The 14,102-nt window shown below is 64.8% G+C and carries 20 protein-coding genes; 1 reads left to right on the top strand and 19 read right to left on the bottom strand.

Annotated features, from left to right (window positions below; translation table 11 throughout):
- Positions 1-81 precede the first annotated feature (81 nt).
- From BM186_RS04605 to BM186_RS04555, 11 genes are all read right to left on the bottom strand, one after another.
- Positions 82-876: a DNA adenine methylase gene (locus tag BM186_RS04605; protein WP_074913700.1), complete on the bottom strand. Its 795-nt coding sequence runs from the start codon at positions 874-876 to the stop codon at positions 82-84.
- Positions 828-1,034: a Com family DNA-binding transcriptional regulator gene (locus BM186_RS04600; RefSeq protein ID WP_074913699.1), complete on the bottom strand. Its 207-nt coding sequence runs from the start codon at positions 1,032-1,034 to the stop codon at positions 828-830. Before BM186_RS04600 ends, BM186_RS04605 begins: the two co-directional genes overlap by 49 nt.
- Positions 1,035-1,170: 136 nt before the next feature.
- On the bottom strand, positions 1,171-1,629 hold the full coding sequence (locus tag BM186_RS26225; protein ID WP_241519859.1) for a DUF1353 domain-containing protein: 459 nt from the start codon (positions 1,627-1,629) through the stop codon (positions 1,171-1,173).
- The gene (locus BM186_RS04590) at positions 1,626-2,132 is read right to left on the bottom strand and encodes a DUF4376 domain-containing protein (protein WP_074913697.1); all 507 of its coding nucleotides are present in this window, start codon (positions 2,130-2,132) and stop codon (positions 1,626-1,628) included. The genes BM186_RS26225 and BM186_RS04590 overlap by 4 nt, the downstream gene beginning before the upstream one ends.
- 5 nt (positions 2,133-2,137) lie before the next feature.
- Positions 2,138-3,661, bottom strand: a complete 1,524-nt coding sequence (locus tag BM186_RS26745) for a phage tail protein (protein ID WP_074913696.1) — start codon at positions 3,659-3,661, stop codon at positions 2,138-2,140.
- Positions 3,662-4,285: a YmfQ family protein gene (locus tag BM186_RS04580; protein ID WP_074913695.1), complete on the bottom strand. Its 624-nt coding sequence runs from the start codon at positions 4,283-4,285 to the stop codon at positions 3,662-3,664.
- Entirely contained in the window at positions 4,273-5,322 is a 1,050-nt protein-coding gene (locus BM186_RS04575) for a baseplate J/gp47 family protein (protein WP_074913694.1), read from the bottom strand. The genes BM186_RS04580 and BM186_RS04575 overlap by 13 nt, the downstream gene beginning before the upstream one ends.
- Positions 5,312-5,761: a phage GP46 family protein gene (locus BM186_RS04570; protein ID WP_074913693.1), complete on the bottom strand. Its 450-nt coding sequence runs from the start codon at positions 5,759-5,761 to the stop codon at positions 5,312-5,314. Before BM186_RS04570 ends, BM186_RS04575 begins: the two co-directional genes overlap by 11 nt.
- Complete coding sequence (locus tag BM186_RS04565; RefSeq protein WP_206602767.1) at positions 5,761-6,288, bottom strand: phage baseplate assembly protein V; 528 nt, start codon at positions 6,286-6,288, stop codon at positions 5,761-5,763. The genes BM186_RS04570 and BM186_RS04565 overlap by 1 nt, the downstream gene beginning before the upstream one ends.
- On the bottom strand, positions 6,288-7,349 hold the full coding sequence (locus BM186_RS04560) for a phage baseplate assembly protein (RefSeq protein WP_074913691.1): 1,062 nt from the start codon (positions 7,347-7,349) through the stop codon (positions 6,288-6,290). The genes BM186_RS04565 and BM186_RS04560 overlap by 1 nt, the downstream gene beginning before the upstream one ends.
- Positions 7,342-8,583, bottom strand: a complete 1,242-nt coding sequence (locus BM186_RS04555) for a DNA circularization protein (protein ID WP_074913690.1) — start codon at positions 8,581-8,583, stop codon at positions 7,342-7,344. Before BM186_RS04555 ends, BM186_RS04560 begins: the two co-directional genes overlap by 8 nt.
- 40 nt (positions 8,584-8,623) lie before the next feature.
- On the opposite strand from BM186_RS04555, the gene BM186_RS04550 reads away from it, so the two are divergent.
- The gene (locus tag BM186_RS04550; protein ID WP_074913689.1) at positions 8,624-8,833 is read left to right on the top strand and encodes a hypothetical protein; all 210 of its coding nucleotides are present in this window, start codon (positions 8,624-8,626) and stop codon (positions 8,831-8,833) included.
- 2 nt (positions 8,834-8,835) lie between these two features.
- Here BM186_RS04550 and BM186_RS04545 read toward each other — a convergent pair whose 3' ends face one another.
- Genes BM186_RS04545 through BM186_RS04515 form a run of 8 tightly spaced genes read right to left on the bottom strand, consistent with a single transcriptional unit; the run spans position 8,836 to position 14,094 of the window.
- Positions 8,836-10,551: a phage tail tape measure protein gene (locus BM186_RS04545; protein ID WP_074913688.1), complete on the bottom strand. Its 1,716-nt coding sequence runs from the start codon at positions 10,549-10,551 to the stop codon at positions 8,836-8,838.
- Positions 10,541-10,663, bottom strand: a complete 123-nt coding sequence (locus BM186_RS26955) for a hypothetical protein (RefSeq protein ID WP_277622099.1) — start codon at positions 10,661-10,663, stop codon at positions 10,541-10,543. The genes BM186_RS04545 and BM186_RS26955 overlap by 11 nt, the downstream gene beginning before the upstream one ends.
- A complete protein-coding gene (locus BM186_RS04540) occupies positions 10,663-11,028 on the bottom strand; it encodes a phage tail assembly protein (protein WP_074913687.1) in 366 nt (121 codons plus the stop codon). The genes BM186_RS26955 and BM186_RS04540 overlap by 1 nt, the downstream gene beginning before the upstream one ends.
- A gap of 3 nt (positions 11,029-11,031) precedes the next feature.
- Positions 11,032-11,388, bottom strand: coding sequence for a phage tail tube protein (locus BM186_RS04535; RefSeq protein ID WP_074913686.1), 357 nt, complete (start codon positions 11,386-11,388; stop codon positions 11,032-11,034).
- Between the two features lie 15 nt (positions 11,389-11,403).
- On the bottom strand, positions 11,404-12,891 hold the full coding sequence (locus BM186_RS04530) for a phage tail sheath subtilisin-like domain-containing protein (RefSeq protein WP_074913685.1): 1,488 nt from the start codon (positions 12,889-12,891) through the stop codon (positions 11,404-11,406).
- The gene (locus BM186_RS04525) at positions 12,891-13,109 is read right to left on the bottom strand and encodes a DUF2635 domain-containing protein (RefSeq protein WP_074913684.1); all 219 of its coding nucleotides are present in this window, start codon (positions 13,107-13,109) and stop codon (positions 12,891-12,893) included. Before BM186_RS04525 ends, BM186_RS04530 begins: the two co-directional genes overlap by 1 nt.
- On the bottom strand, positions 13,106-13,669 hold the full coding sequence (locus tag BM186_RS04520; RefSeq protein WP_074913683.1) for a phage protein Gp37: 564 nt from the start codon (positions 13,667-13,669) through the stop codon (positions 13,106-13,108). The genes BM186_RS04525 and BM186_RS04520 overlap by 4 nt, the downstream gene beginning before the upstream one ends.
- Entirely contained in the window at positions 13,669-14,094 is a 426-nt protein-coding gene (locus tag BM186_RS04515) for a gp436 family protein (RefSeq protein WP_074913682.1), read from the bottom strand. Before BM186_RS04515 ends, BM186_RS04520 begins: the two co-directional genes overlap by 1 nt.
- Between the last annotated feature and the right edge of the window lie 8 nt (positions 14,095-14,102).

Raw genomic sequence — 14,102 nt, 5'->3', positions numbered from 1 at the left:
AACGTAATGTGCTGTTGCTGAGCCATAAGGCACCTCTATGTTTGGGGGAAGGCCAGCCAAGCATCCCATCACGACTAAGCGTCAGAACAGCCCAGCCGGCTCAGCCTGGATATCCCAGCTGAATATCAGCACCTCTCTCGCTTCACTTCCTTTGCCGCCGCCCACCGTGTACTTGATGTCGGTCGCCTCGATGTGGAACCCAGCGAAGCATTTGCGAATGTCTGGATGGTCGTTGAGGCTGATGATGGCCTTGCCCTTGAGCTGGCGAAGCAACCTGGCCATCTCCTCGTACTGCTCGAAGCCGAACGGCACGCCGTAGCCTTCTGTCTGCCAGTAAGGTGGGTCCATATAGAAGAGGGTGTGTTCTCGGTCGTACTTCGCCAGGCAGTCCTGCCAGCGCAGGTGCTCGATGTAGGTACTGCTCAACCGCAGATGGGCAGCCGACAGGCTCTCCTCCAGGCGCAGCAGGTTCAGACCGGGTGGCGTAGTGGTCGCAGTGCCATAGGTCTGCCCCTCCACGCGGGCACCAAAGGCGCTCTGCTGCAAGTAGTAGAACCGGGCGGCCCGCTGGATGTCGGTCAGCGTCTCCGGCCGGGTCTCCTGCAGCCACTTGAAGACCTGGCGCGACGATAGAGCCCACTTGAATTGCCTGACGAACTCTTCCAGGTGATGCTGAACGACTCGATACAGGTTGACCAGGTCGCCGTTGACGTCGTTCAGCACCTCGACGTCGGCCGGTACCGGGCGCAGGAAGAAAAGCGCCGCGCCACCTGCAAACGGCTCCACGTAGCAGGAGTGGCGCGGGAACAGCGGGAAGATCCGGTCGGCTAGACGACGCTTGCCGCCGAGCCAGGGGATGATGGGTTGTGCGGACATAGAGACTCCTTTCGGTCGGCGCTCAGTGGCGCTTGAGGGAGGCTCTCGGCCTTCTGGTGATTAAGTGTCCGGCAGCGCGGGCACTTGATTTGAATGGTGTAGCTACCGCTTACGCGGCACAGCAGGCGGCCACAGCCGCCGCAACGTATGTCAAACATCCTGCAAAATTGCCTTCTTTCAGGTAGGCTCCCCGGCGCTCGCGCGAGCAGGAGGGCCTTGGCTGGCTTGCAGGCTAGCTCTGCTGGTCGGCGGCCCGTTTGGGTGCTGGAACACTCGAAACGGGTCGCCCTCTTTTTACTGCTTGTTGTAGCGCCAGTGCCCTCCGATGCGGACGCCGGCATACATGAGCCAGGCTCGCCAGCGGGCCACGCCGCTGGAGCGCAGCGCGTGGTAGAAAACCCGATCTGACCAGTAGCGGCTCAACTCCCCGGTGGCGTACAGGCGGTCATGAATGGTCGCCGCCGCGTGGCCATAGCCGACGACACTGGCATACAGCGCCAGGGCGCCATAGCCGGCAGTGCCGACCGCCGCGCCCAGCATCGGCAGGAACCAGCCAATCACCAGGCTCAGGGCCAGCAGACCTACGGCGATATTGCGCAGCGGCCGCACGCTGGCGAAGTCCGTCTCGAAGCCGGCCGGCACGCGAACAGTTGGCCCGGCCGAGTCGTGGTACATGAACTCGGTAAGCAAGCGAGCCAGGTCGCCGCCGTTTAGGAGCTGCACGTTAAGTGGAAGAGGAAAGCGCCCCATCATGGCCACCACTTGTCGTCGGTGTAGTCGGCCGGGATTGGCTCCATGTCCTTCAACTGGCGCGCTGCGAAGATCAGCGCTTGCTTGCGCTCGGCCGCTGTCTTGCCGAAGGCCACCACAGTTTGCGCGTCCATTGGCACAAGGCTGTTGTCCGAGGCGATCCAGGCGAAGTCCTGGTCCGGGTTTGACCAGCGCAGGTCGTTTGCTTCTGCCCCGGCCACGACGGCCATAAAGCCCAGCTGGGCGGCGCCTGCGATGTTCTCGCGGTCGGTCGCACGGCTTTGGAACAGCAAGCCCTGGAACTCAACGCCCGCATCGATACGGCGATCTCGCTCGATGTCGATATCAAGGGAGGTGACCGGAGCGCTTGGTACTTCTCCCCAACTATCACCCAGCCAAAGTTGACGAGCATCGTCAGGCGCGCTGGGTACTTCGATTGCGCCAGGTGGCGGGTTAGCGTCCCAGCCACCAAGATAGCGGCCATCATTACTGACGTAGTACTTCATAGCCGTCATGCCCAAGCCCTCACTCTCAGTTGCCAACGCGCATGCACCAGAGTCACGCCAGAGCCGCCGCCCTTGGGAAGGTAAGCGAAGCCGTTGGCAGAGCACTGGGCAAAGATATTTGTTTCGTTTGCGTAGACCGTCGGCTGAATGCCGTTGATCGACGAGACACCAGCGCCAGGGCTGAGCCTGACCCTGTCACCAACTGCATAGCCACCATCTGCGGTTATGCACTCGGCGACCAGCTCAATGCTCGTTGGCTCAACACCAAGCCCATGGGTGAACGTCAGTAGGCCGCTGTTGACCATCTGCGCCCACGAGCTAACGAACTGAACCGAGAAAGGCCTGGCCTCAAGTGCTGTCACACGCGTGATCAGCGCTGCCATATCCGTTGCTAGCTGTGCCGCGTCAGCACTACCAGGGTTGGTGACACTGCCGAAGATCTTGACGATCCAGCAGCCGGTCACGTTCAGCGGGCGAGTTTCCGAAGCAGTGCGAGGGGCACCGTTTACACCGTCTGAAGTTGCATCACCAACATCGCCAGCCGACGCAGCGCTGTAGTTAATAACCCCCTGAGCACCTGAGCCTACGGCCGATAAAATTCCGCCATACTTATGTTTGTGACCCTGGAAAGCATCTGACTGAATCGCACCAGCCACCGCAGCAGACAGCGCCCCATCACCACGCATGAAGACGGCACCCAGCGAACCGGCAGCTTTACCGTTGTAGTCAGGCAGCCGGAACGATGTCGCCCCGTCGCCAGCGGTGTACTTACCGCGTTCGACGGGGGTGCTAAGCCAGGTGCCGTCCGCTACGGTCGGGACGTTGCCCGCCTCGATGCCGGCCCAGGCGTCCGGGAACGTCGCGCGCGAGAGCAGTTGCCCATCAGCCGGGGCATAGCCGGCCGGGATGCTGGCGCGGTTCGGCCACCATTGCGCCATAAAGAGCGGGATCGAGGCGTCAGAGGCGCCGGCCTGAGTCAGCAACACCGAGACGATAGCGTCATTCTCGGGCAGGCCGCCCGAGCCACTGACGTAGTCAACCGGGATCGAGCGGTAAGTCCCATGATCAACAGCCAGGCCGGTTACGCGCAGGCGGTGCGACAGCTCGGCCGTATCGCGTTCCTGGAGCGTGATGGTATCGCCCGCACGCAGCAGACCCAGGCTTTGGGCAAAGTCGACGTCCTCGGCGCTGATCTCGTCAATGAACAATGTGGTGGCCGAGCCTGGCGTGGCATTGTTCAGAGCGATGCGCCCGGTGCCAGGATTGCCGGCCGTGCTGCTGCTCCAGAGCCATTGACCGAAGTTTGTGGCCGCGCCACCGCGCAGGCGGCGGATCGCCTGCAGCAGTTGGCCGTCATCGTCCTTGTCCAGCTCGATGCCGGCCGACTCGACCACCGAAACCAGCTCGCGCTGCAGCATGTTGAAGTACGCCGCCAGCATCGGCGTCGCCTGTTGCCCCGAGGCCGGGTTACCGGAGCGCCATTCGCCCCCCTCGGTAGTCCGGTCGGTGAAAGCACCTACCTTTTCCATTTATCCCTCCAGATATCCGATTTGCAGGATTAGCCAACTCGGCGCGGCATGCCGCAGCGAGCATTCAATGAGTTCATCGCCCCAGGAACGCAGCGGGTCGCCGATCACGGCCTCGTCGATGACGGACTCTCGCACCACGCCATTGGGCAGCAGGACGCGCCAGGTCAGATCCCAGACTGCATCGTTCATGTCGTCGCCGATGACGGCCCCGACGTGCCCTGTCGGCGTATCGACCTCGACGGTGGCCTCGCGAAACTCCAGCACCTGGGCGCCGACGTAGCCGAAGCCCTCGGCCAAATCCAGGTAGTCCTGGATCGTCATGCCGCCCCGGCCGACGATGCGGCCGATCAGCGCCGCACGCCGGTCGGCCATGGACTGCTCGGCCGGGGCGCACGCTGACGGCAGGCCGTAACTGGCCTCCCATTCCTCGAAGGTGTACAGCGCCTGGCGCGGGTCAGCCTCGGCCAGCAGCGCCTGGGCCCGCGCGTCAATGCGGGCAAACTCAAGGGCCTGGCCGGCCAGCAGGCGCTGCAGCGTCGAGTCCAGGTCGGCGTTCCAGACGATGCCCGGCGGCAGCAGCGCGAATAGCTGCTGGCGGTAGTCGTTCGCTGTCAGGCCAGCCACTCAGCACCTCCCCATATCGGCAGGTGCCCATAGGCGTGGGTTACGCTGGCGGCCGGCCATTCCAGCTCGTAGTCGCTCACGCCTGCAGCAGTGCCAATTGCGGTGCGAATCGACGAAATGGTCAGCGTGCCGCCCGGCTTGCTGGCACGCAGAATCAGATCCTGGAGCGCCTGCTCTACGGCCGACCGGGTGCCGCTGTTGTCCGGCGACACCCGCAGTCGCGGCACGAACGGTGCTGGCACAGGAGGCAGTACATATATATGTGCGGTTACGTTGCGCTGGGCAGCGATGTAGTCGAACACCTCCTGCAGGAGCTGCAGCGACGGCATAGGACCGTCTGCCGCGTCGTCAGCCATGATGCGGATGACGATGGTGCCTGGCCCCATGCCCATCGGATCTTCCCAGGCGCGGGTTACGCCCGGCACCTGCAGCGCCCACTCGACCCAGTCGCCCTCGGCGCCACCACGGGGAATACGCGCACGGCGGCGCATGATGCGGTCACGCCAGCTGTCGAAGGTCTCGATGTCGGCCCCGCCCGTGATACCGGCTGTGCCAACGGTCGCCGTGGCATTCACGCCCAGCACGGGCGCCACCAAGGTCATTTGCACGCCAGCGGCCTGGCTGCCGGCACTGCCAGCGGCCAGCGCTTCGACCTCGACCGTGACAGTGCCCCCGACCAGAGTCGCATCCTGGGTGGTGCGGTACTCCAGCCCGTCGACCTGCGCGAGGGTGCCGGCATCGAGCACGGCGCCTGCGGTGCCGGTGAAGATCAGCGGCCCCGTGGCGGTGCCCGCCTGCCGACGTGGCACGCCCACACTGTGCAGGTGCAGCAGCTCGTCATCGCAGGTCTCGGGAAACATCTGCAGCTCTAGCCACTGCAGGTAGCCATACAGCCCGTGAGCCACGCCGGCTTCGCCTGTGGCGAGTATGCGCGTCAGGCGCTGGGCCAGGACGGCCTGCGCGCCCGGCAGGCGAGAGACCAGGTCAGTGTCGACCCGCTTGATCAGCTCAGGCAGCGAGGGTCGGTTAAACGCCATCAGTCATTCCCCATACATAGTCATAGCGGCCAGCCAGCACGCTGGTGCTCTGGCGCTCGATGCCAACGATCAGTTGCAGCACGCCACGGCGCAGGTGGATGGCCTCGACCTGGACGGCATCGCCGATGCCGTCCTCGATGACCCAAGTCAGCGCTTCCTTGGCGTACTCCTCGGCCCGGCGCAGTACCGAGTCCAGATCCTTTTCGCGGCTCAACAGCCACAGGCGCGAGCCCTGCAGGCGATCCGAGTAAGCATCGCACCACCAGCCACGGCGGTCGGTGCCATCATCGGGCAGCACGTCCTCGGGCAGGGCACGGCGGTCGGTGTAGAGCGACAGCAGCACGGCGGTTTGCAGGGTCGAGTCAGTGACCAGGTCACCGCCCAAGATGGCCAGGTCGAAGGCTTTCGCGTCGGCGTCGTAAACCAGGGCTACGTCCATCAGCTCATGCTCCGGTCTGGGCCTGGGCCGCCATGGGTATGAGGGTTGTAGGTGTCACGCATGGCCTGCATCGTGCTGGTGTGGTCACGCACGTCGCCCGCGACCTCAAGGTCGCCGTCCATGGTCACCACCGGGCAATCGACGAAGGCCAGCGGCAGGCCTGCGCCCTTGATCACGATTCCCTCGCGGGTCAGGTGGACGGACTGGCCCAGGTCGTCATAGATGGCCACCTCTCCGGCCTTGAGCGACGCCATCCGATAGCGGCGGTCATCGACTACCAGGGCGACCAGGTGCGCGCGGGCGCCGCCAACGGACGCCACTACGGCCTCGGCGCCGCTGTGCGGTACCGATGTGTGGCCGTACTGCTGGAAGCGCTCGGCCCAGGCCGGCTCGTCGCCCTGCAGCGTTACCTGGACTTCCTGCAGGCCTGTGGCGTCCTTGCTCATCTGCAGCACGCCACGGGAGACCAGCAGGCGCATGCGGCGCCAGATCGGGCTGAGCATGCGGCCCATCGTGCGACGATCCATCAGCCCCACCCCAGGTCGCCGGTCTTCTTGCCTGAGCTGTCTGTCGCTTCGGCAATAGGGACTGGCTCGAAGGCAGCAGGAGGCACCATGCGCAGCTCGGCACGGCGTCCATCCAGCCCGTCGATCAGTTGCACAGCGCTGACCAGGAGCTGCTCGTCCAGGCCCAGGTATGCGTCGCGTACCGGCACCAGGTCGCCCGGTCGCCAGACGCCTTGCTCATGCTTCCAGCCGCCGACGGTGTAGGTGACGCCTCGGCCGTTTGCCCAGCGCATGCGCGCCTCCAGCTCGGCCCGCGCGGAACAGTCGCTGCCATCGGCCGGGGTGTCGCACACCACCAGAGTGGTGCGCGGCCGACGCACTCGCGGGTCAGTGGCGGTACCGCGCGGGCCAGAAGCGTTGGAACCGTTCCACTGGTCATCACCTGGGGTCTGGCCCTCGACGATGTACTGGTTAAAGCGGTCGCGGTTGCTGAAGACGCCCGAGGCGCGGCGGATGTTCTGCCCCAGTACCAGGGCGGTGCGAATCTCGCGCTGGACGGCGTGGACAATCAGCAGGCGCCCCAGGGCGTCACTGACTACTCGCGCGCCCCGGATCTGCGCGGCGCGCTCGATGGCCTCGGCGATGGGCTGGCCGCCCTCCAGGACGAACGACCGCAGGGGCTTGGTCGCGCCAACGGTGTCGACGACCTCGATGCCGTAGGGTTGTGCCAAAGATGCCGCGACTTGCTGCAACGTGCGGTTGGCGAAACGTCGCTCTTTGCCGCTGCAGTCGACCAGGTCAGCAGCCTTGCTGCGGCCGTTGGCCACGATGGTGTGCGTGGTCGCGTCATAGTCCGGCAGTACTTCGTCCAGGAAGCCGGTCAGCACCAGCTCGTCGCCGATGTGCAGGGTGCAGGCTTCGTCAGGCGACACCGGGCGCACCTGGCCGGACTCGCTCCAGCGCTCGGTCAGGGTCAACTGGAACTCGTCCGCGATCTGCTCCAGGGACAGGCGAATGCTCACCTCCTGCCAGCCGGTATGCCGGTCGCTGCCAATCTGCAGGATTACTTGCTCATCACTCACTTAGTACCTCCAGAGCCATCCCGCCGCGCAGTGCACCGGGGTGGCGGACGTTGTTGCGCACGCAGATCTCGTCGGCGCGGGTCGCGTCGCCGTACAGGCGGTGGGCGATCACCACGGCCGGCAGCGTGGCCTGCGGCGTGTATTGGGTCAGGCTGGGCATGGCCAGGGCGCGGGTGCGCAGATCCGTCGACAGCGCGGCGCGCAACGCCACCAGGCCGTTGTAAACGTCATCGCTGATCGGCGCGGCCGTCTGCAGCTCGTGATCGATCAGGGCCAGGGCATCCTGGCCAGCTCGCTCGGCGTCCTGGCGCGACAGCCAGTCGGTCTCGGCCACCACGCGGGCGGCGGTGGTCGCGGCCAAGCGGCCGTTGAGCTGGCTGGCAGCGACGACGTTGCCGGCCCGCTGGGTGTTCTCGGGCGTGTCTGCAGGTGGTACCGCGACCGAGTCGCCGGCCGTGCCGGCTTCGCGCAGCATCCGCACCGCCCTGGCCGGAGTGCCGGCCGTGGTACGCAGTCGGCCGGAACCGCCCAGGGACAACACGCTATTGCCGCTGTACAGATCCAGGGCGTTGACCGGACGCATGACCGCGTTGCGGATACGGTTATAACCGCCCAGCACCAGGCCAACGATGTTCACCGGGAAGCGGATCACACTGGTGATTTCCTCGGCGATATCGCCCACGAACTGATCGAGGCCGTCGACTACCGCAGCCAGGTCGCGCTCGATGGCATCCAGGGAGAAGCCCGTCAGCCCCTCGACGCTCCAGCGCTCCAGGAAGTCTTTCTCAGCCTCTTTCTCGACCGCATCAGCGGCCTGGCCAACTTCGCGCTGGGTATCCACCGAGGTGGCTGGCTCCAGCTGCAGGCCGGACTCGGTGAAGGTGACCTCGAACGTACAGGCGCCGCCCTCGCGGGTGGTCTCGCTGAAACGCACGTCGGTGGCCACCGCCGACATCGTGCCCATATAAGGGTGAACAAGGGTGGCGGCACCAGGTGCGTCCAGGGCCTCGATCAGCTTGTCGCGCTGCAGGTCGTAGTCGTCGCCGGCAACGAAGAACGCCAGGCGATATTCCTTCGCGCGCCGGCCCATGTCCTCGGTGTACGGCACGTCGCGGCGCGGGTACTCATGCACCAGCCAGCGCCGGCCGGCCGTGGTGTCGGCCCGCTCGACGAAGAACTCGACGCTTCGATAACTGCCGCGCAGCTCCGGGTCGATACGATCACGCCAGGTCATGTGCTACGCTCCCGGCATTCACGTCATAGGAGGACAACACATGAAACCGACTGAGAAAGCCTCTATTGGAGCCGCTATTGGTGGTCTTATCGCGGGGCTCGGCCTGGCCTGGCTTCTTCCTGATGCTGTCTGGTGGGTTCCCGTTGTATTCGGCTGCTTGGTTGCTGGTGGGCTCTACGGCGGCATCGTCAAACAGATGGCGGACGAGCGAATCGCTGACGGCGATTTGTTTAGTAAGGACAAGAGCTAGGCTCACTGCACCACCCCCAGCAAACCGCTTTCCACGCTGTAATCCAGGCCACCATTGGCTTTCATCGACGCCACCCGCGCGCGGCCTTCCTGGTCGATCTTGATTCGCAATTCACCGCCCACGTCAGCGCGCCCTTGATGAACCAGGGGCGTCGGGCGGTTGCTGAACGCTGGTGGGCCAAGTTTCGGCGCAGCAGCTGCCGCACCGGCCGGAGCGGCAAAGCCCTGTGTGAGACCGCCTCCTGTCATCCAGTCCGGTAGCCAGCCGGTCAACGCGCCGACCTTTTGCCGCAGCCAGCCGGTGAGCTGCTCGAAGCGCTCGGCAATGCCGTTGGCCAGGCCGCCGATCCACTCGCGGCCCAGGTCACTCAAAGGGCGCGCGCCCAGCAGCTCGAATACAGCGTCGACAGCACTCATCAGCAGGCGCGCCGGGCTGAAAGCCAGCAGATCCTTGGCGATATCGCCGATGCCACGGTCAAAGAAGGCCTTGACCCGGTCCCACATGCCGCTGAACCAATCGGCGATACCGTCCCAGTTGCGATAGATCAAGTACGCGGCACCGGCCAGGGCAGTAATGCCCAGGATGATCCAGCCAATCGGGGTGGTGAGCAGTGCCAAAGAGAATGCTTTAAATGCGCCAATTACAGCGGGGAGAAACTTCACAGCTAGAAGAGAGAAGCTCCAGCCAAGCTTGACCAGGGCTACAGTTGATACAACCAACGAAAGAAGAAACTTGCCAGCGATCAGCGTGGAGACGATGGCGATCAAGGGGCCAAACCCCCCGACTAGATCCGCCACCCAGGTAACGGTCGTTCCTACGGCCGACAGCCCCGTCCAGAGCTGACGCAGACGCATCAGAACCTGCTGAGTAACCATTTCCCGATTGGCCTTGGACAGCTTGCTGATGCCGCCCAGCCATTGGTTTACGGTAGGCAGTAGGCTGCCCAGGATGGTGTTCTTGAGGCCGGCCAGGGTGCTAGTCAGTTCGTGCATCTGGCGCACGTACAGGCGCGACTGCTCGATGTCCTCATCACTGAGAATGGCGCCGTTGTCGCGGGCGGCCTGGCGCAGCTTGTCCAGCTCTTCGCGGGACTGGGTCAGCAGCGCGACCATCTGTTCACCGCCGCTGCCGCCGAACAACTCGTCGAAGATCCGCTGCTTGGCTGCATCGTTCTGAATCTTGCCCATGCGCGACAGCACCAGGTCGAGCAGCTTCTCGGTCTCGCCTGCGGTACCGCGCAGATCCTTGACGGTGATGCCCAAACGCTCGAATGCCTCGGCCGCGCCGCCCGATCCGGTCATGACGAACTCGTCTGCGCGTAGGCCCAGCTCCTTCAGGCCATCGATCAAGGCGTCATTACCTACGCCGAACTGGTGGGCGGCATACTGCCATTCCTGAAGCCAGCGGGCGCCTACCCCCAGCCTCTCAGCGGCGATCTTGATCTCATTGCCCAGTGTTGCGACGCCGCCGACCATCCTGGTGACGGCCCAGCCTGCAGCTGCTGCAGCGCCGCCAACGATGGCCAGCCCCTTGCCCAGGGCGGCGGCGCGCTTGATGGTGTCGCCCAGAGCGGTGGAAGCCTGGCGGCCGGCATTCTTGAGGTTTTCCAGACCGCCACGGCGGGAAAGGCCAGCAAGCGCCTGGGTGATACGGCGGGTGGGAGCCGTGATCTTGTCGACCAGCTCCAGGATCACCGATGTCCTGAGTTCACCCGCCATGCTCTTTCATTTCCTCTGCCAACTTTTCCGCCTGGCCGTACCACCAGCGCAGGTCGTCCAGGTCCATCTCCAACAGGTCCAGCGGGTTGAAGCCGCCAAACGCTGTTGCCACTACGCGGACGAGGACGTCCCAGTCCTCAGGCGCTTGGGCAAAAAAGGCTCGATCACCGTCAGCGCGACCTCCATGTCGACCAGGTCAAGTTCGTCCATCGCGTGCGCCGGAATGCCGGACAGCGCAGCGACCAGGGCCAGGCCTTGGGCGATCTCGCCACCGCCGGCCTGATCAATTGCCTTGAGGTGCTTGCCCTTGACCTTCTTGACCAGGCGCAGCTCAGTCACCTCGCGCATGCCATCGAGCTTGCTGTGCTTGTAGCTGAAGGGCTCGGCCAGGGTGATCTGCAGGGCGTCGCCCAAGTCCTGGACGCGGGCGCGCTCTTCTTCGGTCAGTTCCAGATCCGCGAGCAAATCGGTCGTCATCGGTTAAATCCTTTCGCAACGGCGGGCGGCCATGTTCAGGCGCACCTGGCCTTCGGCCGAGTTGAGTTCAGTGGTCTCTGTCACGAATGCGCCGGTCAGCATGTAGTCCTGGCCGTTGTCGCACTCGAACAGCACGGTGGCGTTGGTGATGGTGTTGAGGTCGATCAGATCGATCTCCTCGGTGTGCAACACGGTGCACTGCAGGGTCGGCGCCACGGGCTCTTCGTTGAAGAACACGCGCTTGCCGGCCATGCGGCTGGGACGGTTCACCCCACCAGGGTTGAGGGTCGCGCCGCGTTCGGTCGGCATCTCGCGACCATCAACACGAATGGTCGCGACCCCGGTTACTTTTCCGCTCATGTGTGGTTCCTCTGGTTAGCGGCGGAACTGCGTCTGCTGGGCATGGACGCGGTATTGGCCGATCAGCTTGGGCTGGTCGATGACGTTGAGGCGGCTCGGGTCATCAGGGTCGATGCTCACCTGCAGGCTTTCCTTGTAGCCGGCGTAGTCACGCACCCAGGCGCGCTCGCCCATGAAGGTCTGCTGGTACAGGCTCAGCAACTCGGCCTTGCACACCTTGGGCGTCATGACTAACTGGCTCGGGTCGTAGAGCAGGCGGTCGGCGTCGTCGGCCAGCTTGTGGCGCGGGTACTTCATGGCGAAGGTGCTGCGAACCTCGTAACGGATGCGCTCCAGGGTCTCGGGCGTCTCGATGTCGAGATAGCTGTCCTCGGCCACCCCGGCGGCATTGCGCTGGTAGGTGGTGATCTGGCGCTCGATCTGCACGGTGCCGTCGGTGGCCACGGTGTAGGTCGCAATGCCGTCGAACAGCAGCAGGTTGCGCTCGGCGTCATCCCAGCGCTGATCCTCACGCGGGCCGATCAGGCCCGGCAGCGGCAGGCGCTGCAGCGGGCGGGCCGGGTCAACGGCCAGGGATTTCGCGGCCACAATGGCGTTGGTCGCGGCCCAGACCCACGGCGCGCTGGGGGACGCCCCCATACCCATGATCGACAGGTGCGGCGAGTTGCGGGCATTGCCCAGGGCGGCAGTTGCGCCGTGGGTGCCACGGAACGCCGCAAAGGCGCGGCTACCGATCTGGCGCATCGGCCCGTAACGGTTGGCCAGCTCGGCCTCGATCTCCTGCAGGGAGACGCTGTCGGTGTACGGCAGGCAGACCCAGTTCCACCATTCGCTGCCCATGGCGGCGATGGCCGGAATCAAATCCGGGTTGACCGCGCCCCCGGCCGGGGCGGTGTACGTCAGCGCGAGGCCTGCAGTACGTTCCTCGCCCTTGAGGCAGTCGGCCAGGGAAATGCTGTTGCCGGTTTCACCGCCCCAGCGGCATTCGATATCGACGCGCTCAGGGGTTTCGACTGCGACACTGGCCGTGACCGGCAAGCGGTCATCGGCGTTGATGGCGTCGGCAATAGCCGTGGCGGTTACGGCCAACGAGGCGCCGGCAACCATCTCGCACCAGACGCGGTAGCCGGCGATGTACAGCGCCAGAGGGCGGGTCTCGGTCGGGCCTGCGGTCACCACAATGGCACCCTTGGCCGGCTGGGCCAGGTTGGCATCAGGCAGCGGCAGCGCCCAGGTCTCGGTGTACAGGTCGACGCCCTTGATGGCGCGGAACTGCTCGGCCAGCATCGAGCCGCGGCCAAACAGTTCATCGCCCTGGCCATCGCGGGTGACGCGCACCGGCACCAGGGGCTCGGCGGTACCGCTTTCCAGCATCTGACCGAGTACCAGGAGCTTGCCCTGGAACACGGCATTGCCAGCCAGGCGGTTGTCGAACTCGATAAACCAGCCCGGAATACGCAGCGCGGCCGGGATGTCATTGAATACCGTGGAGCTGATAGCCATTACTTGGCACCCCCTTTCTTGCCTGCCTCAGCGGGGAGCTGATTGGCCTGCGGTTGTTCTTGCGCGGTGTTTGGCACTGCGCGTACGTCGCCGTCGTTGAAGCGGCGCTGCCAGTAGGCCGACCACTCGACGGGCTCGCCCTGGGCGGCCAGTGGGCGGCCGTTGTCTGGACGACGCACCAGCAGCCCCTCGGCCGGCTTGATGGTTCGCATAGTCATGGCGTTACCTCGCTGCCCGTGGGCAGGGTTTGGTGTGTTTCGGTGTCAGGACCATCCGGCACCTGGTGGTTGGCATGGAAGGTGGCGAAGTCGGCCAGGTCGCTGGCGTCCAGCGCTGCTGGAAACTGCATCTTGTTGAGTGCGAAAACGGCGCCGTAAATCACCACGCCTTCGCGGTCGGCCTGGTCTGAGTAGAGGTTGTCAACGCGCTCCAGCTGCAGCGTGCCGATCTTCTCTATCGTCATCCCGTGAAGTCCTGGAACGATGCGCTCCAGGATTTCATAGGCCCCCATCTCACGACCGTTGCCCCGGCGGCGCACACGTTCACCACTGGCGTGCCCCGTGACCACATACACCGCATAGCGGCTGTTGATCGCCGCACGACTACCAGGAGCAGCGGCGCCACCAGACCACGCAACGTAGACACCCGGCACATCACGGCGCGCCGCCTTGAGTGTGTTGGCGTCCCAGCCAGCGGGCAGATCCTCGACTTTCTTGACGTGTCGACCGAGCAGGGACTTGCAGCGCTCGATCATGTCGTCCTCAACCTTGGCCAGCATCAGAAGACCCCGCCCGGAAACGTCCGGCGCCCAGGCACCATCATCACGTCGCCGGCACTGGTGACGTCGTCGTCTACCTTCGGCAGGCCCAGTTTCACCACACCGCTTGCGATCAGGCGCAGGGCCTTGATCGCGTCGTCGTAGCGCTTGGTCACCTGTTCGGTAGCGCGGTTGTCGTAGAGCCGATAACGGGCAATGTCGCAGCCGTAGGCCGTCAGGATCGGCGGCACACTGGCCAGCGGCAGGCGATACCCGCCGCCGGCCAGGGCGCTGTCGATCTCGCCAGTCGCGTCCTGGATGGCGTCGCCGACCTTGACCTGGTCGATGGTTTCCCCGGTGTCGTCGCTCTTGTCCTCGGCAAGATCCAGGATCTCGTTTCGGTCGAAGCGACGGATCAGGTCATCCAGAGTGAGATAGGCGGCCATGGCTGATC

Origin of the sequence: Ectopseudomonas toyotomiensis (assembly GCF_900115695.1) — a bacterium.
Classification (GTDB): domain Bacteria; phylum Pseudomonadota; class Gammaproteobacteria; order Pseudomonadales; family Pseudomonadaceae; genus Aquipseudomonas; species Aquipseudomonas toyotomiensis.
This window is presented reverse-complemented; position numbering and strand designations above follow the sequence as displayed.

Coding starts and splice junctions, on each gene's coding strand:
- BM186_RS04605 (WP_074913700.1), bottom strand. CDS start 876: ATGTCCGCACAACCCATCATCCCCTGGCTCGGCGGCAAGCGTCGTCTA.
- BM186_RS04600 (WP_074913699.1), bottom strand. CDS start 1,034: ATGTTTGACATACGTTGCGGCGGCTGTGGCCGCCTGCTGTGCCGCGTA.
- BM186_RS26225 (WP_241519859.1), bottom strand. CDS start 1,629: ATGATGGGGCGCTTTCCTCTTCCACTTAACGTGCAGCTCCTAAACGGC.
- BM186_RS04590 (WP_074913697.1), bottom strand. CDS start 2,132: ATGAAGTACTACGTCAGTAATGATGGCCGCTATCTTGGTGGCTGGGAC.
- BM186_RS26745 (WP_074913696.1), bottom strand. CDS start 3,661: ATGGAAAAGGTAGGTGCTTTCACCGACCGGACTACCGAGGGGGGCGAA.
- BM186_RS04575 (WP_074913694.1), bottom strand. CDS start 5,322: ATGGCGTTTAACCGACCCTCGCTGCCTGAGCTGATCAAGCGGGTCGAC.
- BM186_RS04570 (WP_074913693.1), bottom strand. CDS start 5,761: ATGGACGTAGCCCTGGTTTACGACGCCGACGCGAAAGCCTTCGACCTG.
- BM186_RS04565 (WP_206602767.1), bottom strand. CDS start 6,288: ATGGATCGTCGCACGATGGGCCGCATGCTCAGCCCGATCTGGCGCCGC.
- BM186_RS04555 (WP_074913690.1), bottom strand. CDS start 8,583: ATGACCTGGCGTGATCGTATCGACCCGGAGCTGCGCGGCAGTTATCGA.
- BM186_RS04550 (WP_074913689.1), top strand. CDS start 8,624: ATGAAACCGACTGAGAAAGCCTCTATTGGAGCCGCTATTGGTGGTCTT.
- BM186_RS04545 (WP_074913688.1), bottom strand. CDS start 10,551: ATGGCGGGTGAACTCAGGACATCGGTGATCCTGGAGCTGGTCGACAAG.
- BM186_RS04540 (WP_074913687.1), bottom strand. CDS start 11,028: ATGACGACCGATTTGCTCGCGGATCTGGAACTGACCGAAGAAGAGCGC.
- BM186_RS04535 (WP_074913686.1), bottom strand. CDS start 11,388: ATGAGCGGAAAAGTAACCGGGGTCGCGACCATTCGTGTTGATGGTCGC.
- BM186_RS04530 (WP_074913685.1), bottom strand. CDS start 12,891: ATGGCTATCAGCTCCACGGTATTCAATGACATCCCGGCCGCGCTGCGT.
- BM186_RS04525 (WP_074913684.1), bottom strand. CDS start 13,109: ATGACTATGCGAACCATCAAGCCGGCCGAGGGGCTGCTGGTGCGTCGT.
- BM186_RS04520 (WP_074913683.1), bottom strand. CDS start 13,669: ATGCTGGCCAAGGTTGAGGACGACATGATCGAGCGCTGCAAGTCCCTG.
- BM186_RS04515 (WP_074913682.1), bottom strand. CDS start 14,094: ATGGCCGCCTATCTCACTCTGGATGACCTGATCCGTCGCTTCGACCGA.